Source organism: Myxococcus sp. SDU36, from assembly GCF_030168875.1.
Lineage (GTDB): Bacteria > Myxococcota > Myxococcia > Myxococcales > Myxococcaceae > Myxococcus > Myxococcus vastator.
In genome coordinates this window covers 629,477-646,379 of record NZ_CP077414.1, presented here as the reverse complement: position 1 = coordinate 646,379, position 16,903 = coordinate 629,477, and the positions used below count along the sequence as shown (strand labels likewise).

17 protein-coding genes are annotated in these 16,903 nt (G+C 70.7%); 9 read left to right on the top strand and 8 right to left on the bottom strand.

Translation table 11 applies throughout. The features are described from left to right. Positions 1–10: 10 nt before the first annotated feature. The 6 genes from KGD87_RS02670 to KGD87_RS02645 form a co-directional block, all read right to left on the bottom strand. Positions 11–1,480, bottom strand: coding sequence for an AMIN domain-containing protein (locus KGD87_RS02670; RefSeq protein WP_284665993.1), 1,470 nt, complete (start codon positions 1,478–1,480; stop codon positions 11–13). Positions 1,481–1,498: 18 nt separating this feature from the next. After that, a complete protein-coding gene (locus KGD87_RS02665) occupies positions 1,499–2,773 on the bottom strand; it encodes an alpha/beta hydrolase (protein ID WP_284665992.1) in 1,275 nt (424 codons plus the stop codon). A gap of 9 nt (positions 2,774–2,782) precedes the next feature. Further along, positions 2,783–4,015, bottom strand: a complete 1,233-nt coding sequence (locus KGD87_RS02660; protein WP_284668758.1) for a bifunctional folylpolyglutamate synthase/dihydrofolate synthase — start codon at positions 4,013–4,015, stop codon at positions 2,783–2,785. A 71-nt stretch (positions 4,016–4,086) separates the two neighbouring features. Continuing rightward, positions 4,087–4,938 (bottom strand): acetyl-CoA carboxylase, carboxyltransferase subunit beta, encoded by an 852-nt coding sequence (gene accD / locus KGD87_RS02655; protein ID WP_284665991.1) that lies wholly within the window; start codon positions 4,936–4,938, stop codon positions 4,087–4,089. Between the two features lie 62 nt (positions 4,939–5,000). Beyond that, a complete protein-coding gene (locus KGD87_RS02650; RefSeq protein ID WP_284665990.1) occupies positions 5,001–5,756 on the bottom strand; it encodes an MBL fold metallo-hydrolase in 756 nt (251 codons plus the stop codon). 1 nt (position 5,757) lies between these two features. Beyond that, positions 5,758–6,408 (bottom strand): Crp/Fnr family transcriptional regulator, encoded by a 651-nt coding sequence (locus tag KGD87_RS02645; protein WP_284665989.1) that lies wholly within the window; start codon positions 6,406–6,408, stop codon positions 5,758–5,760. A gap of 120 nt (positions 6,409–6,528) precedes the next feature. On the opposite strand from KGD87_RS02645, the gene purM reads away from it, so the two are divergent. From purM to KGD87_RS02630, 3 genes are read left to right on the top strand one after another with little or no spacing between them, the layout of a single operon-like run. Continuing rightward, positions 6,529–7,566 carry a phosphoribosylformylglycinamidine cyclo-ligase gene (gene purM / locus KGD87_RS02640; protein WP_284665988.1) on the top strand — a complete coding sequence of 346 codons (1,038 nt, stop codon included), beginning with the start codon at positions 6,529–6,531 and terminating at the stop codon, positions 7,564–7,566. After that, a complete protein-coding gene (purN, locus tag KGD87_RS02635; protein WP_284665987.1) occupies positions 7,563–8,237 on the top strand; it encodes a phosphoribosylglycinamide formyltransferase in 675 nt (224 codons plus the stop codon). The genes purM and purN overlap by 4 nt, the downstream gene beginning before the upstream one ends. Further along, complete coding sequence (locus KGD87_RS02630; protein WP_284665986.1) at positions 8,234–8,731, top strand: 2-thiouracil desulfurase family protein; 498 nt, start codon at positions 8,234–8,236, stop codon at positions 8,729–8,731. The genes purN and KGD87_RS02630 overlap by 4 nt, the downstream gene beginning before the upstream one ends. 9 nt (positions 8,732–8,740) lie before the next feature. On the opposite strand, the gene KGD87_RS02625 is transcribed toward KGD87_RS02630, so the two are convergent. Next, entirely contained in the window at positions 8,741–9,826 is a 1,086-nt protein-coding gene (locus tag KGD87_RS02625) for an enoyl-CoA hydratase/isomerase family protein (protein WP_284665985.1), read from the bottom strand. An 80-nt stretch (positions 9,827–9,906) separates the two neighbouring features. Here KGD87_RS02625 and KGD87_RS02620 point away from each other — a divergent pair, with 80 nt between their 5' ends. From KGD87_RS02620 to KGD87_RS02605, 4 genes are all read left to right on the top strand, one after another. Next, the gene (locus KGD87_RS02620; RefSeq protein ID WP_284665984.1) at positions 9,907–10,596 is read left to right on the top strand and encodes an HAD family hydrolase; all 690 of its coding nucleotides are present in this window, start codon (positions 9,907–9,909) and stop codon (positions 10,594–10,596) included. Positions 10,597–10,668: 72 nt separating this feature from the next. Then, positions 10,669–12,198: an NAD(P)-binding protein gene (locus KGD87_RS02615; protein WP_284665983.1), complete on the top strand. Its 1,530-nt coding sequence runs from the start codon at positions 10,669–10,671 to the stop codon at positions 12,196–12,198. Between the two features lie 102 nt (positions 12,199–12,300). Next, positions 12,301–12,492: a 50S ribosomal protein L28 gene (gene rpmB, locus KGD87_RS02610; RefSeq protein ID WP_163784574.1), complete on the top strand. Its 192-nt coding sequence runs from the start codon at positions 12,301–12,303 to the stop codon at positions 12,490–12,492. Positions 12,493–12,761: 269 nt separating this feature from the next. After that, entirely contained in the window at positions 12,762–13,886 is a 1,125-nt protein-coding gene (locus tag KGD87_RS02605) for a GTP-binding protein (RefSeq protein ID WP_284665982.1), read from the top strand. Between the two features lie 12 nt (positions 13,887–13,898). On the opposite strand, the gene KGD87_RS02600 is transcribed toward KGD87_RS02605, so the two are convergent. Next, positions 13,899–14,984 (bottom strand): DUF4388 domain-containing protein, encoded by a 1,086-nt coding sequence (locus KGD87_RS02600; protein ID WP_284665981.1) that lies wholly within the window; start codon positions 14,982–14,984, stop codon positions 13,899–13,901. A 32-nt stretch (positions 14,985–15,016) separates the two neighbouring features. Between KGD87_RS02600 and KGD87_RS02595 the strand changes: the two genes are divergently transcribed. Then, the gene (locus tag KGD87_RS02595; protein ID WP_284665980.1) at positions 15,017–15,952 is read left to right on the top strand and encodes a metalloenzyme; all 936 of its coding nucleotides are present in this window, start codon (positions 15,017–15,019) and stop codon (positions 15,950–15,952) included. Next, positions 15,949–16,848, top strand: coding sequence for a gluzincin family metallopeptidase (locus tag KGD87_RS02590; RefSeq protein WP_284665979.1), 900 nt, complete (start codon positions 15,949–15,951; stop codon positions 16,846–16,848). Before KGD87_RS02595 ends, KGD87_RS02590 begins: the two co-directional genes overlap by 4 nt. Positions 16,849–16,903 lie beyond the last annotated feature (55 nt).

Here is a 16,903-nt window from a genome sequence, read left to right as displayed (position 1 = left end):
CCCTCCCTTTTCACCGGCCTGTGCGCTGGAAGTCCAATGAAATGACGTTGCCCTCCTGGCGGGCCTGGAACGGCGCGGCCTGCCGGAGCTGGATGGTGATGCGCACATCCCGCCCGGACGCGCTCGGGTCCACCCGGCTCACCGGCGTCGCGAAGAAGGACGTGTCCAGCGGCAGCGTGTTGTTGCTGGCGTCCACGTGGGTGTTCTCCAGCTCCAGCACCACGGAGCGGCCCTGCTCCGACACGGAGTAGCTGACCGGCTCATTGGTGCGGATGAACACGCGCGAGGCGCCCGGCTGCTGCTGGAAGCCCACCAGCGTCAGCGTCTTGCGGCGCGAGGACACCGCGCCGGAGCTGCTCGGCCGGGACGGCTCCACCGCCTGCCGCGGGCGGCGCTCCCGGGACGCGCGCGCCTCGGCCTGGCGCTGACGGCGCTCCTCGGCGGCGGCCTCCTGCTGGGCCCGGCGCTCCTCCGCCGCGGCCCGCGCGGCGGCACGACGCGCCTCGGCGGCGGATTGCTGAGCGGCCTTCCGCTGCTCGGCCTCGGCCCGGGCCGCCGCCTTGCGACGCTCCAGCTCCTCGGCGGCGGCCTGCTGCTGGGCCCGGCGCTCGTCGGCGACAGAGCCCTGCGCGGACGCGCGCGCGGCCTCCTCCTGGCGCTTGCGCTCCGCCGCGGCGGCCTCTTCCTGGCGCCGCTGCTCGTCGGCGGCGGCCTGCGCGGAGGCACGCGAAGCCTCCTCCTGGCGCTTGCGGTCCGCCTCCGCCCGAGCCTGCTCCTCCTGCTGGCGCTGAGCGGCGGCCCGCGCTTCCGCCTGACGATTCGCCTCCGCCTCCGCGTCACGCTTCGCGGCGGCGGCGGCTTCGGCGGAAGCCTGCGCCTGGGCCTCACGCTCGGCGCGAGCCGCGGCGGCGGCCTCCGCGGCGGCCTGCTCCTGGGCCTGACGCTCCGCCGCGGCGGCAGCGGCGGCATCCGCGGCGCTGCTTCCCGCCTGGGGCTGCTCGGTGCCCGGCCCCTGCGCCACGGCCTGACCTCCGCCGCCCGCGACGCGGACGACGAGCTGGTTGCCATTGGCCTGGATGTCCGCCTCCACCTCGCGCTCGTAGCCGATGAGCACGCGCGCGATGGAGGACGCCTCGGAGCCATAGCTGGCGGTGCGGATGGCCGTCACCGTGCCATTGCCCACCTCAATCTCCTCGGCCACGTCGGAGAAGACGGCCTCGGAGATGTCGATGACGAGCCGCGGCGGGTCCGTCATGGTGAACGTGGTGAAGTTGGCCTTCTGCGAGCCGGAGATGGTCACCGTCCCACCATTCACCTGCACCCCGGTGATGGTGTTCAGGTTCGTGGCCGGAGCCTGCGCGAGCGCCAAGAAGGGCACGAGCACCACACCGAGCAGCCACGCGGCGAACAGCTTCATCGACCACACCCCTTCACGTTGACAAAAGAGCGTGGAGGCTATCACGCAGCAACGTGCCTCCAACTTTCCGTCCAGGCGCGTCTAGCGGAGCCGCGGAAGGCTCGGCGAGCGATACCGGTGGGTCCGCGCGTACTCGATGAGGTTCTTGATGTCGTAGCAGATCTGCCGGATGTCGTGCCCCATCGTCAGCTCGATGTGGCTGTTGCCCTTCACCGGGCGCCAGAGCAGGTACTCACTCTTCGCGGCGCGATACACGCTGCGCGTCGACTCCAGCGAGGCCAGCGGGTCCAGGTCCCCGAAGATGATGGCCATGGGAACCTCGATGCGACCGAAGCCCCGCTTGAAGTCGAAGCCGGTGCGGTAGCAGACCATCTCTCCCCGGCGAATCCACCGCGCGAACTGCTCCAGCACCCGGCGCGGCTCCCGCTCTCCGCCTTCGCGGAGCAACCAGCGGATGTCATCCGCGCTCACCCGCTCCGGATTGATGAGACGGTTCAACCGCGTGGTGAGCTGTTGATACAGCGGCGAGTTCTCCGCCTTCGCGAGCTGGCGCTCCAGCGACTTGAGGATGATGTCCACCGGCACCGCGTCGAAGCGCAGCGTCCGCCGCACCTTCGGCTTCAGCCGGCGGCCCAGGCCCTTGTTCAACACGCCCACGCCCCGCGCGAGCAGCGAGCGCCCCGCCCCCTCCACCTTGCCGCTCACGTTGAGGCTGGCGAGCGTCAGGTCGATCATCCCGACCAGCAGGGGCGCGCCGTGCGCCACCAGGCGCAGCAGCATGAAGCCGCGGCCCAGGTCCGCCGGAGAGCCAATGGTGATGAGGCCCTCGAAGTCATTGTGGATGCCGGCGTAGCCGTAGCCCAGCATCCCGCCCATGGAGTGGCCGCAGTAGAAGATGCGCTCGCGCCGGGTGATGCGCTTCACGCCGGAGACGGCCGCGGGAAGGTCGTAGAGGAAGTAGCTGTCGATGTCCCAGCCGTAGTCGATGTCCGGCGGCAGGGGGCGCTTGAAGCGGTCGGCCCGCTCCTTCTGGAACGCGATGGAGCTCTTGCCGTGCCCCCGCAGCTCCAGGATGTGGATGTCCACCCCGAAGAAGAGCAGGTTCTTGACGAACTGCCCGCTGGTCCAGGTGTGCCGGTTCTGTGAGAAACCGTGCACCAGCAGCAGGGGCTCACCAAACAACGGTTGCGCGAAAGGCTGCTTCACCGGACGGTAGCGGGTGATGACCAGCGACCAGCCGTCCGCCGTCTCCACGACGTACTTCGTCTTCGAGTAAAGCGCCCTGAAGTCGACTTCGTCGATGGAGGGGATGGGCGGCCCCGATGTCGCGGCGGCTCTCCAGTCCGGCAGGCGCATGCCTAGAATCTACGGCGGCTGATGCATCGCGCCAAGGTTTCGATACAGGCGGGCCTTCATCATCCCGACAAGGAACAGTGAACCTGTACAAAGGACGAGGTCGTCCGCGGCTGCCCGCTCGCGCGCCGCGGCAAGGGCCGCGTCCACGTCCGGCCAGGCAGTCACGTCCGCGCACAACGCGCGCGCCTCCGCCAGGTAGGCCTCGGGAGGCAGCGAGCGAGGCGTCTCCAGCGGCGTGAGCTGCACCGAGGCGCACGCCGGAAGCAGCGCTCGCAGCATCGGTCCCCGGTCCTTGTCCCCCACCACGCCGAAGACGAGGTGGATGCGACGCCCCGGGTAGAGGTCCCCCAGCGACGCGAGCAGCGCCTCCACGCCCGCTGGGTTGTGGGCGCCGTCCAGCAGGAGGACGGGCTGCTGCCCCACCTCCTCCAGTCGCCCCGGCCAGCACGCCGACGCCAGGCCCGCACGCGCGGCCTCGGGCGGCACGGTGACGCGGCGCTCCTGCAAGGCCTCCAGGCAGGCGAGCGCCACCGCCGCGTTCTGCCGCTGATGGGGCCCCCGCAGCGCGACGGACAGCCCCTCCAGGGACCAGGTCGCCCCGCGGTACGACAGGCCGCCGTCGTGCTGACGCTCGCCCGCGAAGTCACGCCCCTCCAGCCGCACCGGCGCTCCGATGTCCTCGGCCTTGCGGAGGATGGCCTCCAGGGCCTCCGGGGCCTGCCGCGCGACGACACACGGCACACCGGGCTTGAGGATGCCCGCCTTCTCGCCGGCGATGGCCGCCAGCGTGTCGCCCAGGTACTCCATGTGGTCGAAGGACACGGGCGTAATCGCCGTCACCACCGGGCTGGCGGCGGTGGTGGCGTCCAGCCGGCCGCCCAGGCCCGTCTCCAGCACGGCCACGTCCACGCGGACCTGGGCGAAGTGCCACAGGGCCACCACGGTGCCGAACTCGAAGTACGTCATGGGCGAGGACACGGCGCTGGGGTAGCGCTCCAACACCTCCAGGATGCGCAGACCGAAGTCCGCGTCGGAGATGTCCTCGCTGTCCACGCGGATGCGCTCGTTGACGCGCACCAGGTGCGGAGACGTATAGAGGCCCACGCGGTGCCCGGCGGCATGGAGCGACGCCGCCGTCATCGCACAGGTGCTGCCCTTCCCGTTCGTCCCGGCGACGTGGAGCGCCGGATACCGCCGCTCCGGATGTCCCAGGGCGGCCAGGGCCTCCTGCACGCGCTCCAGCCCCAGCTTGATGCCGGAGGGGTTGAGCTTCGTGAAGAAGGCCAGCGCCTCCTCCGGTGTCCGGGGCGGGCTCAGCCCAGCAGCCCCAGGATCTGCCCCAGCTTCGCCCGCAGGTCCTTGCGGTGGACGATGGCGTCAATCATCCCGTGGTCCAACAGGAACTCGGAGCGCTGGAAGCCCTCCGGCAGCTTCTGGCGGATGGTCTGCTCGATGACGCGCGGACCGGCGAACCCGATGAGGGCCTTGGGCTCGGCGAGGATGACGTCGCCCAGCCACGAGAAGGACGCGGCGACGCCGCCGGTGGTGGGGTTGAGCAGCACGGAGATGTACGGCCGCGTGCCGGTGCGGAAGCGGGCGATGGCCGCCGACGTCTTGGCCATCTGCATGAGGGAGAAGATGCCCTCCTGCATGCGCGCGCCGCCCGACGCGGAGAAGATGATGGCGGAGCACTTCAGCTCGTGCGCGCGCTCGAAGACGCGGGTCACCTTCTCACCCACCACCGAGCCCATGGAGCCGCCCATGAACTCGAAGACGAAGCAGCCCACCGACACCTGGTGGCCCTGGATGCGGCCCACGCCGGAGATGAAGGCATCCGGCTCGCCCAGGTTCTTCCGGGTGGACTTCAGCCGGTCCTTGTACTTCTTCGTGTCACTGAACCCGAGCGGGTCCAGCGGCTCCAGCTCCTTGTCGAACTCCTCGAAGCTGTCGGGATCCAACAGCGCCGCCAGACGCGCGCGCGCCGCCCAGTAGTGGTGGTGCTCGCAGTGCGGACACACCATCCAGTGCTTCTCCAGCTCCTGGCGGTAGATGATCTCGTCGCACGTCTCGCACTTCGCCCACAGGCCCTCCATGCGGGACGGGCGGGGCTCGGCTTGCGGTTCGGTGTCGACGGCGATGCGCGGCTTCTTCGAAAACCAGGCCATGAGGTGGGCGGGGTTAATCCGGTCGCTTTCGGCCGTCAACCCCTCCGTATGGCGCGACGCGTCTACAGCTCGAAGGTATCGCCCAGCTCCAGCACGTCCACCGGCAGCTCGGCCAGCTCCTTCTTGAGCTGCGCCACGAAGGCGGGCTTGAGGTGGTACAGCAGCACCGAGGCGCCGTTGCGCTCGAACTTCTGGAGTTCCAGGCCCAGCGTGTGCGGCGTGAGGTGGCCGGAGATGTCGGCCAGCGACTGGAGCTTGTTGGGGAAGGACGTCTCCAGCAGCAGCGCCTTGAGGTTCTTCGTCTCGTTCAGCGCCTTCCACAGCTTGTCCGTGGGGCCGGTGTCGCCGCTCATCGCCAGGGCGCTCTTGCCGTTGGAGATGATGAAGCCACACGACTCCACGGGGTGGCTCACCGGCACGCTGCGCACGGTGTAGGGGCCGACCTGGAAGGTGCTCCCGGCCCGGAACGTCTTGATCTGCAGCACGGGCTGGCGCTTCGTCGGGATGCGGGTGAAGTCCGGCCAGAGCGCGTTGTTGAACATGTTGTCGCGCAGGGCCCGGGCGCACTCGCGCGAGGCGTGGATGGTGACCGGGGTGTCGCGCCGGCCGATGACCAGGTCCGCCATCAGCGGCAGGTCCTTCACATGGTCGAAGTGGCTGTGCCCCACCAGGACGTGGTCCACGCGGCACAGCTCGTCCAGCGACAACGTCCCCGTGAGCGCCCCCGCATCGAGCGCCAGCACGTCATCGACGAGGAAGCAGGTGCTCTTGCAGGTGGGTAGCTCGCCGCCGTGGCAGCCGAGGACTCGCAGCTTCACGCTAGAGGTCTCCGAACTTCCACTTCATCTCCAGGTATTGGAGGAAGTCGTGCAGCTTGGCCGTGTCCGGCACGGTCATCCGGTCCCCGTCCCGCTCGACCAGGCCGGAACGCTCCAGCCGGTCCACCACGGCGCGGACCGCGGGCTCGCCCACGCCAATCTGGCGCGGCAGCTCCCGCACCGCGAAGTCGATCTCCACGCCCTCGTCCAGGGGCCGGCCCCGGTGCTGGCAGGCCTGGAGAATCTGGTGCACCACCCGGCTGGCCGGGTCGTTGTGCAGCAGGTTCTCGAGCTGGGCGTCCGCCTCGGAGAGGCGCTCTGCCAGCTTCTTGATCATCCGGACGGCGATCTCCGCATTTCCGCGGATCATCCCCTCGAACGTCTTGGGGTCGATGACCAGCAGCCTCGCGTCCTCGTTGACCGTGGCCGAGGCATTGCGCGGTTTGTTGGAGATGATGGCCATCTCCCCGAAGAATTCACCGGGGCCCAGGACGGCGAGCACCTTCTCGACGTCACGGACTCGCTTGGAGATGGCCACCCGTCCCGCTTGGATGACAAACATCTCCTTGCCGGCCTCTCCCTCGCGGAAGAGCTCGGTGCCCTGGGGGAACTCCTTGCCGAAACGTTGAAAGAGGGTTTCCTCGGCGCCCATCCTGCAAAGGAGTCAATCAGCCCACACTCGCCCGGTCAAATTCCCTTTTCTGTGCGCGACGGTGGGACACCCGCCACGCCACGCGAGACACCGGCGCGGGGGCCGGGTAGAAGGCCGCCCGTGGGAACGACCTACAAGCAGTCCGGAGTAGACATCGAGGCCGGCGACGCGTTCGTCGAGCGCATCAAGCCCCATGCCGCGCGCACCCTGCGTCCTGAAGTCATGGGCGGAGTCGGTGGATTCGGCGGTCTGTTCGCCCTGCCGCCAGGCAAGTACCAGCAGCCGGTGCTGGTGGCCGGCACGGACGGCGTGGGCACCAAGCTGAAGGTGGCCTTCGCCGCCGGACGCCATGGGACGGTGGGCATCGACCTGGTGGCCATGTCGGTGAACGACATCCTCACCTGCGGCGCCGAGCCCCTCTTCTTCCTCGACTACTTCGCCACCGGGCGCCTGGAGGTCGACGACGCCGCCGAGGTGGTCAAGGGCATCGCCCTGGGCTGTGAGCAGGCCGGCTGCGCCCTGCTGGGCGGCGAGACGGCGGAGATGCCGGGCTTCTACGCGCGTGGCGAATATGACCTCGCGGGCTTCTGCGTGGGCGTGGTGGAGCGCGCCGCCATCATTGATGGCAAGCGCGTGAAGCCGGGTGACGCGCTCATCGGGCTCCCCTCCTCCGGCCTGCACAGCAACGGCTATTCGCTGGCGCGCAAGGTGCTGCTGGACGACGGGAAGCTGGCCCTGGACGCGACGCCCGAGGGCCTGGACCGGCCGCTGGTGGACGCGCTGCTGGAGCCCACGCGCATCTACGTGAAGGACGTGCTGGCGCTGCTCCAGGCGGTGAAGGTGAAGGGCCTGGCGCACATCACCGGCAGCGGCATTCCAGGCAACCTGCCCCGCTGCCTGCCAGACGGCACGCGCGCGGTGCTGAGCGAGCAGACGTGGCCCAAGCCGCCCATCTTCGACCTCATCGCGAAGCTGGGGAGCGTCGCCCGCGACGAGATGTTCAGCACGTTCAACATGGGCCTGGGGCTCATCCTCGTCGTGGCGAAGGAAGACGTCGCCCAGGCGCTGAGCGTGCTGAGCGGCCGGGGCGCGCGGGCCTTCGAGGTCGGCCGCGTGGAGGCGGGCCAGGGCGAGGCCACGGCGGTCATCGACCCATGAGCGGCCAGCGGGTCCGCCTGGGCGTGCTCGTGTCCGGCAGCGGGAGCAACCTCCAGGCGCTGCTGGAGGCCTGCGCGCGCGCGGACTTCCCCGCCGAGGTGGCCTGCGTGGTGTCCAACGTCTCCACCGCCTTCGCCCTGGAGCGGGCGCGAAAGGCGGGGGTGACGGCCACGGTGGTGGACCACAAGGCCCACGCGACGAAGGCGGACTTCGAGAAGGCCCTGCTGGACGCGCTGCGCGGGGCGAACGTGGAGTGGGTGTGCCTGGCGGGGTTCATGCGCTTGTTGAGCGCGGACTTCCTGGGCCACTACGCGGGGCGGGTGCTGAACATCCACCCGTCGCTGCTGCCCGCCTTCCCGGGCCTGCATGCGCCGCGACAGGCGCTGGAGCGCGGCGTGAAGGTGGCCGGGTGCACGGTGCACTTCGTGGACGCGGGCACCGACACGGGGCCCATCATCGCGCAGGCGGCCGTGCCGGTGCTTCCGGATGACGACGAGAAGGCGCTGAGCTCGCGAATCCTCGAGGAGGAGCACCGGCTCTACCCGCTGGCCGTGCGGCTCGCGGTGACGGGCAAGGTGACGCTGGACGCGGCGCGCACGCGCGTGGAAGCGCGGGCCACGGTGGGTGAGCTGGCGCTGCGCAATCCCGGCGCGACGGTCGACCCGGCGTGAGCGAGCGCGCCCTGCCCTCACGCGACGAGCGCGTCACCGCGCTCCGGGAAGCCCGCGTGGTGCTGGTCAGCGCCTGTCTGCTGGGCGAGGCCTGCCGGTACGACGGCCGCTGCCAGCGCTCCGAGCGCGTCCTCGCGGCGCTGGCGGACAAGGACGTCGTCCCCGTGTGCCCGGAGGTGGCCTCGGGCCTGCCCGTGCCGCGCCCGCCCGTGGACCTGCGCGGAGGCACGGGCGTGGACGTCTGGGCCGGGCGGGCCACCGCTGTCGAGCGCGCCGCGGACATCGACCGGACGGAGCCCTTCCAACGGGGCGCCCGGCTCGCGCTCGACGCGGCCCGACGCTTCGGCGCGACGGTGGCGCTGCTGAAGGAGAAGAGCCCGTCGTGCGGAAGCCAGCGCGTCTACGAGTCCGGCCAGCTCCGCGCGGGCGAAGGCATCACCACGGCGCTGCTTCGCGCGGAGGGCATCACCGTCCTCGGCGACGAGGACCTCTAGCGACAGCCCCTACCCGCGACGCGCCGGCACCGTCCACGTGTCATGAGGCAGCGGCGCGAAGAGCGCCTCCACCATGTCTTCGGTGACCTCCGCCAGCGTGGTGGGCTGCCAGTGCGGCTTGTTGTCCTTGTCCACGAGCACCGCGCGGATGCCCTCACGGAAGTCCGGCCGCGCCGTCATCGCCTGGCTGAGCCGGTACTCCACGTTGGCCATCTCGACGTAGTCGCGGGTGCGCCCCATCCGGAGCTGGCGCAGCGTCACCTTCAGGCTGGCCGGGCACATGTGGAGCAACGTGGCCCACGTCTCCTGGGCCCACGGCGTGCCCTCCACCTCCAGCGCCTGCTGGATGTCGTCCACGCGCTCGGCCGCGAAGCACCGGTCGATGGCCGCGTGCTGCACGCCCAGCGGCGACGTGCCCGCGTCCGCGTGGAAGCCGGCCAGCACCGTGTCCACCACCGTGCTCGCCGCGCCGGTGCCCCAGGGCGCGCTCACCAGCGCGTCCAGCACCGCGTCCAGCCGCGCGGACTCCACGTGGTGCGTGGCGTAGCCCAGCCACATCGCGTCCGCCGCGTCGCACCGGGCGCCCGTGAGGCCCAGGTACGTGCCCGACTCACCCGGGAAGCGCGGCAGGAACCAGCCACCGCCCACGTCCGGGAAGAGGCCAATGGCCGTCTCCGGCATGGCCAGCACCAGCTTCTCGGTGACGACCCGGTGGGTGCCGTGAATCGACAGGCCGAGCCCGCCCCCCATGCAGACGCCGTCCACCAGCGCGATGAACGGCTTGCCGAAAGAGTGGATGCGGTGGTTCAGCCCGTACTCGGCGCGGAAGAACTCGCGAGACACCCGCTCCTTCTCTCCAACGGACGCGTCCCCCACCGACACCGCCACCGCGCGCACGTCTCCACCCGCGCAGAAGGCCCGGCCGCCAGCGCCCCGGATGACGACGGCCTGGATGGCCGGGTCCGCCGCCCAGGCGTCGAGCGCCGGGTGCAGCTTGCGGCACATGCCCAGGTTCAGCGCGTTCAGGGCCTTGGGCCGGTTCAGGGTCACCACGCCCACCGCGCCACGCGTCTCGAGCAGGAGGTCGTCCGTCATGGCGCCGGGGATATCAGGCGGGCAGCCCCTTGGGTGGATTCATTGGCCCACCTCGGGGACAGACGCGCTATGGGGAACGCATGACCTCCGCACTGGCGCCCCTGCGTGCCGTCGTCTTCGACATGGACGGCACCCTCGTCGACAACATGCAGTTCCACAACGAGGCCTGGGTCTCGTTCGCTCGGAAGCTGGGCTTGCCGCTGACCGCCGACAACTTCCAGAGCCGCTTCGCCGGCAGGAAGAACGAGGAGATCATCCCCGAGCTGCTCGGCCGCCCGGTGGCCCCGGATGAAGTGGAGCGCATCGCCGAGGAGAAGGAGCACCACTACCGCACCCTGTACCGGCCGCACCTGAAGCTGCACCAGGGCGCGGAGGCCTTCATCCATCGCCTGCGGGAGGCCCACGTCCCAGCGGCCATCGCCACCGCCGCGCCCCAAGGCAACCGCGAGCTGGTGCTGGACGGGCTCGGCATCCGGCCCTTCTTCGCGAGCATCGTCGGCGCCGAACAGGTGACGCGCGGCAAGCCCGCCCCGGACATCTTCCTGGCCGCCGCCAAGGCGCTGGGCGTGGCCCCCACCGAGTGCCTCGCCTTCGAGGACGCTGTCCTGGGCGTCATGTCCGCCCGCGAAGCCGGCATGACGGTGGTGGGCTTGACCACCGCCGCGCCGGAAGCCGACCTCCGCGAGGCCGGCGCGCACTGGGTGCTCCCGGACTTCACCCAGCTGCCGCCCGAGCTGGAGCAGCGCCTCTTCAGCGCCCAGGCCCGCTGACCCGCCCCCCGCGGGCGCGCCGTGGTGAAAAGGGCGCCAGCGGCGGGCACGTTGTGTAGTGTTGCCCGCCTCATGGCGACGTCCTCTGCCAAGCTCAAGCTTCCCGCCGGGCCGTCCCGGCATGTCTACGACGTCATCGTGCTCGGCAGTCAGCTGGGCGGTGCGCTCGCGGCGGCCCTCCTGGCGAAGCGCAACCACCGCGTCCTGCTGGTGGAGCACGACGGCATGGGGCCGGGTTACGAGCACGGCGGCTACGTGCTCCCCTACGCCCCCTTCGTCGCTCCGCCGCTCAAGGCCATGCCCGCGGTGGAGGAGGCCCTCACGGAGCTGGGCGTCAACGCCAGCGTCCAGCGCACGCTGCGGCCCCACGCGCCGGAGCTGCAGCTCCTCATGTCCCGCAGCCGCATGGACCTCCATGGTGACGCCGCCCGCCGCAAGGCCGAGGTGACGCGCGAGCTGGGCGAGGAGGGTGAAGCCCTGCTGGGCACCCTGGCCGGCGCCGCCGCGCAGCACGAAGCCAGTGATGCCTTCTTCAAGGCGGGCCCCGCCCTGCCGCCGGACGGCTTCTTCGAGGGCTGGGGCCTGAAGAAGCTCATCCGGGCGCATCCGGGCCTGGAGACGCCGCCCCGGCTCACGGGAGACACCGCGTCGGTGTCCCTGGTGCGGGGACTGCTGCCCTTCGTCACCCACCTGGACCGCCCGGAGGCGCCCCTGGCGCTGACGCGGGCCATGTCCCAGGTGCTGTCGACCCCCTCCTACTTCCCCGGCGGCCACGAGGGCCTGCGCGAGGTGCTCGCCCGCCGCGTGGCGGAGCTGGGCGGAGACGTGCTCGGGCGCGACAACCCGGCGGGCTTCATCGTGGAGGAGCTGGCCTTCGACGGCAGCAAGTTCGCGGGCATGAAGCTGATGCGCTCGGACACGATGTACCGCGCGTCCTGCCTGGTGGCGGCCACGGACGCGGGCGCGCTGCGGCGGCTGGTGACGGACAAGAAGCACCACCGCGGGCTGCTGGAGCACCTGGACCAGTCCAACACCAAGGCCCTGCTCTTCACCGTGAACTGGGTGGTGCCGGAGTCGGCGCTGCCTCGCGGCCTGGGGGAGCTGGCCCTGCTGGACACGGACGACGCGGAGCTGGGCCCCGTGCTGATCCAGGTCCACCCCGCGCGCGCGACACCGGCGCACGGCGGCAAGGAGGCCAAGGCGACGGAGGGGCTGCGCGTGGTGTGCGCCGGCGCCTTCGTCCCGGCCTCGGCGCGGGACCTGGGCGAGGAGCACCTCCAGGGCGTGGCGACGCGCATCGACGAGCACCTGGACGCGCTGATGCCCTTCACCGCCCAGCACCGCGTGCTGCGCTCTGCCCCCTACCTGGACGCCGGCGGGGTCCGCGGCAGCCGGCTGATGCCGCACCCCTTGTTCAGCTTCGAATCGGAAGCCTTCCTGGGCGTCACGGGCCTGGCCCAGCGCACGCCGGCCAAGAACATCCTGCTCGCCACCCGCGAGGTCCTCCCCGGTCTGGGGCTGGAAGGCGAGCTGCTCTCGGGCATCCGGGCCGCGCGGCTGGTGCAGGACATGTTGAAGAAGAAGGATCCGCTCAAGGGCTGATCCAGGATCTAAGGCTGGATTTCCAGGCCGTTCTCTGGCAGGTTCCGCCGCTCTTTTAATCGGCAGGCGTCCAACGCCCCAGTTTTCAAGGAGTTAGAGGTCATGGCGTGGAAGTGTGACTTGTGTGGCAAGCGTCCGCTGGTGGGTAACAACGTCAGCCACGCGAACAACAAGACGAAGAAGCGGACCCTGCCGAATCTCCAGAAGGTTCGGGCCAGCGTTCAGGGCAGCACCCAGCGCGTTCTCGCGTGCACCCGCTGCATCAAGGCGGGCAAGGTGACGAAGGCTGCGTGAGGTCCTCTCACTCGAAGGGGGGCATGACGCGCGTCTCACCACCGCGACTGCCCCCCACGAGCGAATTCATCCCGTTTCGTGCGGTTCGTGCCGTATTTCCTTTCCGGAAAGCGGCGTGAGCCGTCGCGGGGGCCTTGCGGGCGCGCATCCTGGCGAGCCTGCCTTGGGCCCCGTGGCATCACCTCCAGCGCTGAGCCTCGCGGACCTGGTGTGAATGTCTCGTCGTCAACTGGCGCGAGGTGTCAAGTCGGACTAGGTAAGCTGGCACCGTGAGCAGCGTCAATCTGATGGCCCGTGAAGTGGCCGCGAAAATCGTTTTCTACGGACCGGGCCTTTCCGGGAAGACGACCTCGCTGAGGAAGATCTACGAGACGGTCCGCCCCGCACACCGCGGCGAGATGATGTCCATCGCCACGGAGGGGGACCGGACGCTCTTCTTCGACTTCCTCCCCGTGAAGGTGGAGCGCGTGGGCGACTGCTCCGTGCGACTGGCGCTCTACACCGTGCCGGGGCAGGTCTTCTACAACGCCACCCGCAAGCTGGTGCTCCAGGGCGCCGACGGCGTGGTGTTCGTGGCGGACTCGCAGCCGGAGGCCATGGACGCCAACCGCGAGTCCCTGGCCAACCTGGAGGAGAACCTCTTCGAGCACGGCATCCGCCTGGACCGCTTCCCGCTGGTGATGCAGTGGAACAAGCGGGACCTGGACGGCGTGCTGCCCGTGGAGGAGCTCCGCAAGGAGCTCAACCCCCGGGGTGTCCCGGAGCTGGAGACGTCCGCCGCCAACGGCCGCGGGGTGCTCGACACGCTCAAGGCCATCACCCGGCTGGTCATCAAGGACCTGCGCGCCAAGCGCATCGTCCCGCCGCCCCGCCCCACCACCGGCGCACAGCCCGCGGGCCTGGAGGCCCAGCTCACCCAGCACCTGCAACACCGGCAGCAGCCCGGCGCCGGCGCGACCGCGCCCCAGCCGGTGCAGGGTGGCGGCCCGGTGCCTCGCGTGGCCCCGATGGCCGTGGTGCCGCCGCCGCGCGTGGAGCCGGCCCCCATCCCCGTGCCCCAGCCCGGCCCGACGCTGCTGGGCCCCGCCAGCGCCTTGGCGCCGGGCGACATGTTCGACCACGCCCGCGCCGCCGAGGCCGCGTTCATGACCGGGGACTACACCACCTGCGTCACCGCCTGCACGGACGCCATCCGGCGCGCGCTGGCCTTCGCGGGCGAAGGCTCCCTGGGGCAGCAGGCCTTCCTGCTCCGCGTGGACGGCGCCGACCTGCTCCGGCTCCAGGGCCTGGCCACGCAGCAGCACCTGCGCGTGGATGACGCCGCCTTCTCCCTCTACGTGATGATGCAGGTCTTCATCCGGCTCAACGCGGTGGGCCTGCCCAACGCGGAGTAGCCTCCGCCCCGCTCAGCGCGGGGAGACGAACTGCAGCAGCCCCATGCGCTGCAGCTTCGCCAGCGTCTTGAGCGTCTCCAGCTCCCGGGCCGGACTGGCCAGCACCAGCGTGGACACGTCCCAGGTGCCATTCACCAGCCCGGCGATCTGACGCTCCTCGGGCTTGAGCAGCGCCTGCCCCTGCGGGTCGTGAATCATGAGGGGCACCATCAGGGGCTGCATGTCCGCGTAGAGCGCCGCCACGTGCTCGCGCTGCACCAGCCGGGCGAACTCGCGCACGCGCCGGTCCGCCGGGTCGCTGGCCAGCAGGGACGCGCAGACGATGCCCGCGGCGTCGTACTGGCCCTCGCGCATCAGCACCGCGCCCTTCTCCAGCATCTCCGCCACCGGATCCGCCTCCACCTGCGGCGCCCCGTCCACCTCCACCAGCTTCGACCGCAGCAGCTCGTGCACCCGCCGCGTCACCGAGGAGCGGGACACGCCCATGGACAGGCGCAGCCGCCCCAGGTTCTGCGGCGACGTGCACAGCCCCAGGATGATTCGATGCATCAGCGGCTGGCTCGGGCTCGGCGGCGCCAGCGCGCGCACGCTGAGCGCGTCGATGGGCAGCGCCTTGTCCACGTCGGACTGCTCATCCACCCAGCGCAGGGACTCGAAGAGCAGCTCGCGGATGCCCATGTCGGACGGCACCCAGTCCTCGCCGGAGCGGTCCGCGTCTTCCGTCCAATGGAAGGTGCCCCGGCCCGCGATGGTCAGGTCCATCATCGCGGCGAACAGCTCCTCGCGGCCCAGGTCGCGAATCCACCGCGCCTGGATGCCGTGGATGTCGAACGCGGCGTCCACGTCCGGCGTGCGCGCCAGCTCGTCGAAGCCGGCCAGCACCTTCGTCCCCGACGCCAGCTTGGACAGCGTGAGCAGCCGCGCCACGCGTCCGCGCAGCCCCTCGGCCGCGGTGGCACCCACCTGGCCGGAGAGCAGGAAGAGCTTGCGCTCGCCCGCCTCCCACGAAAGCTGGAGCGTCCCCGTCTTGCGGGAGCTGTCCAACCATTGAAGGAACTCAGGGAGCGGATAACTGAAGAGGTCGCCGTGGAGGGCCATGCGTGTCGGATTCGAGGATACAGTCCCCAGCCGTGCGCGTCGCGCTCCTGTTCATCGATGGTGTGGGCATTGGCCGGAAGGACCCGGCCGTGAATCCGCTCGCCCACCGGGAACACCTGCTATCCCACTTCGAGGACGCCCCCAGCCCGCCCCTGCCCCACGCAGGCCGCTGCATCCCCACGGACACCACCTTCGGCGTCCCCGGCCGGCCCCAGTCCGCGTCCAATCAGACGGCCATCCTGACGGGAGAGCCGGCCCCCGTGCTGCTGGGCCGCCACGTCCTCGGCTACCCCAACGCGCCGCTGCGGGGGTTGATGGCGGACCGCTCCATCATCCGGCGGCTGGGCGCGGCGGGCCGCACCGCCACCTTCGCCAACGCCTATCCCGCCCCCTATCTGGACGCGCTGGGGGTTCCCCGCCGGCCCAGCACGTCCCCGCCGGAGTTCGTCCTGTCCCCGGAGTCGCTCCGCAAGGTGAAGCCCTCCGCCTCCAAGCTGGCCTTCGCCGCGGGGGGCATCCCCCTGCGGACACTTGATGACGCCCGCGCCGGGGACGGCCTCACCCACGACATCACCGGCGCCAGCGCCCGTGCCTACGGACTGCCCGCGCCGCGGCGCTCGCCCGAGCAAGCCGCCGCCGTGTTCTGGAACATCGCTTCAGGCGCGGACTTCACCTTCTTCGAGCACTACCTGGCGGACGAGGCCGGCCACGCCCAGGACTGGACGGCCGCCCTGGCCGCGCTGGACGCGTTCGACGCCTTCACCCGCGCGCTCGTGGCCACGCGCCCCGCCGAGGCCCGGGTGCTCGTCTGTAGCGACCACGGCAACGTGGAGGACCTCTCCACTCGGGGACACACGCTTCACCCCGTGCCCGTGCTCTACTTCGGCCCGCCCGCGCCCGAGGTGGAGTCCTTCTCCACCGTGGCCGATGTCGGACGCGCGGTGGTTCGCTGGTTGGGTGCGGAGTGAGTCAGGCGTCACCAGCAACAAGGTTGCGTCGCGGCAGTCCCGGCTGGGCAGCGGTGCTGCTCGTGCTGGGGCTGCTCACCGGCTGCGCCGCCTCCCAGAGCGCCCGCGTGCTCGTCGGCAGGGGCACCGGCATCGACGTCGAATACCAGCCGCGCGACACCGAAGCGGCCATGCAGGTGAGGCTCGCCGTCGAACGCGCCATTCCGCGTCTCCAGCGCTGGGGCACCTTCGACGACACCGTCACCATCGTCGTCCACCCCAACCACGCGGCCCTGGAGCGCGCCGCCAACCGGCCGGGCCATGACTTCCTCCGCGCCTGGGCGCGCTACGAGCAAATCGAGCTGCAGAGCCCTCGTACCTGGACGTCCCGGGGCGCCAGCCAGAGTCAGGTGGACGAGCTGCTGCTGCACGAGCTCACCCACAGCCTCATGTACCAGGTGGCCTCGGACCGGCTCGGCTGGACGCGCAAGCGGATTCCCCTCTGGTTCCGCGAAGGCATGGCCTCCTACACCGCCGAACAGGGCTACCGCGTCTCCAGCCTGGACGACCTGGAGCACTACTGGCGCCAGCACTCCAACGCCGACCCCCTGTCGCAAGCCGACGCGCTCTACCAGTCCGAGAGCGGCGTCGTGTATGGCGCCGCCCACCACGCCTTCACCTTCCTGGCGCGCCGCTATGGCGAGGACACCATCCGCAAGGTGCTGCGCGGCATGAGCCAGGGCCCGGACTTCGACAGCGCCTTCCAGCGCGCCGTGGGCGTCCCCCAGGAGCGCTTCCTCCAGGACTTCCGCCGGTACGTGCGCCTGCGCGGCTTCAAGGGCGCCAGACAGCTCCATCCGGCGCGTCCCCGGCCCGCGAGCCCCATCCCCATCGTACCCTTACCTACCCCTCAGTGAGGCGCTGCTGTGTCCCTGCATTTTTCAAAAGTGCACACTGGATGCAGTGTATAGA

Bases quoted from the DNA above. Each gene is read 5' to 3' on its own strand.
- KGD87_RS02665 (WP_284665992.1), bottom strand. From the start codon at position 2,773: ATGCGCCTGCCGGACTGGAGAGCCGCCGCGACATCGGGGCCGCCCATC.
- accD (WP_284665991.1), bottom strand. From the start codon at position 4,938: ATGGCCTGGTTTTCGAAGAAGCCGCGCATCGCCGTCGACACCGAACCG.
- KGD87_RS02645 (WP_284665989.1), bottom strand. From the start codon at position 6,408: ATGGGCGCCGAGGAAACCCTCTTTCAACGTTTCGGCAAGGAGTTCCCC.
- purN (WP_284665987.1), top strand. From the start codon at position 7,563: ATGAGCGGCCAGCGGGTCCGCCTGGGCGTGCTCGTGTCCGGCAGCGGG.
- KGD87_RS02625 (WP_284665985.1), bottom strand. From the start codon at position 9,826: ATGACGGACGACCTCCTGCTCGAGACGCGTGGCGCGGTGGGCGTGGTG.
- KGD87_RS02620 (WP_284665984.1), top strand. From the start codon at position 9,907: ATGACCTCCGCACTGGCGCCCCTGCGTGCCGTCGTCTTCGACATGGAC.
- KGD87_RS02615 (WP_284665983.1), top strand. From the start codon at position 10,669: ATGGCGACGTCCTCTGCCAAGCTCAAGCTTCCCGCCGGGCCGTCCCGG.
- rpmB (WP_163784574.1), top strand. From the start codon at position 12,301: ATGGCGTGGAAGTGTGACTTGTGTGGCAAGCGTCCGCTGGTGGGTAAC.
- KGD87_RS02600 (WP_284665981.1), bottom strand. From the start codon at position 14,984: ATGGCCCTCCACGGCGACCTCTTCAGTTATCCGCTCCCTGAGTTCCTT.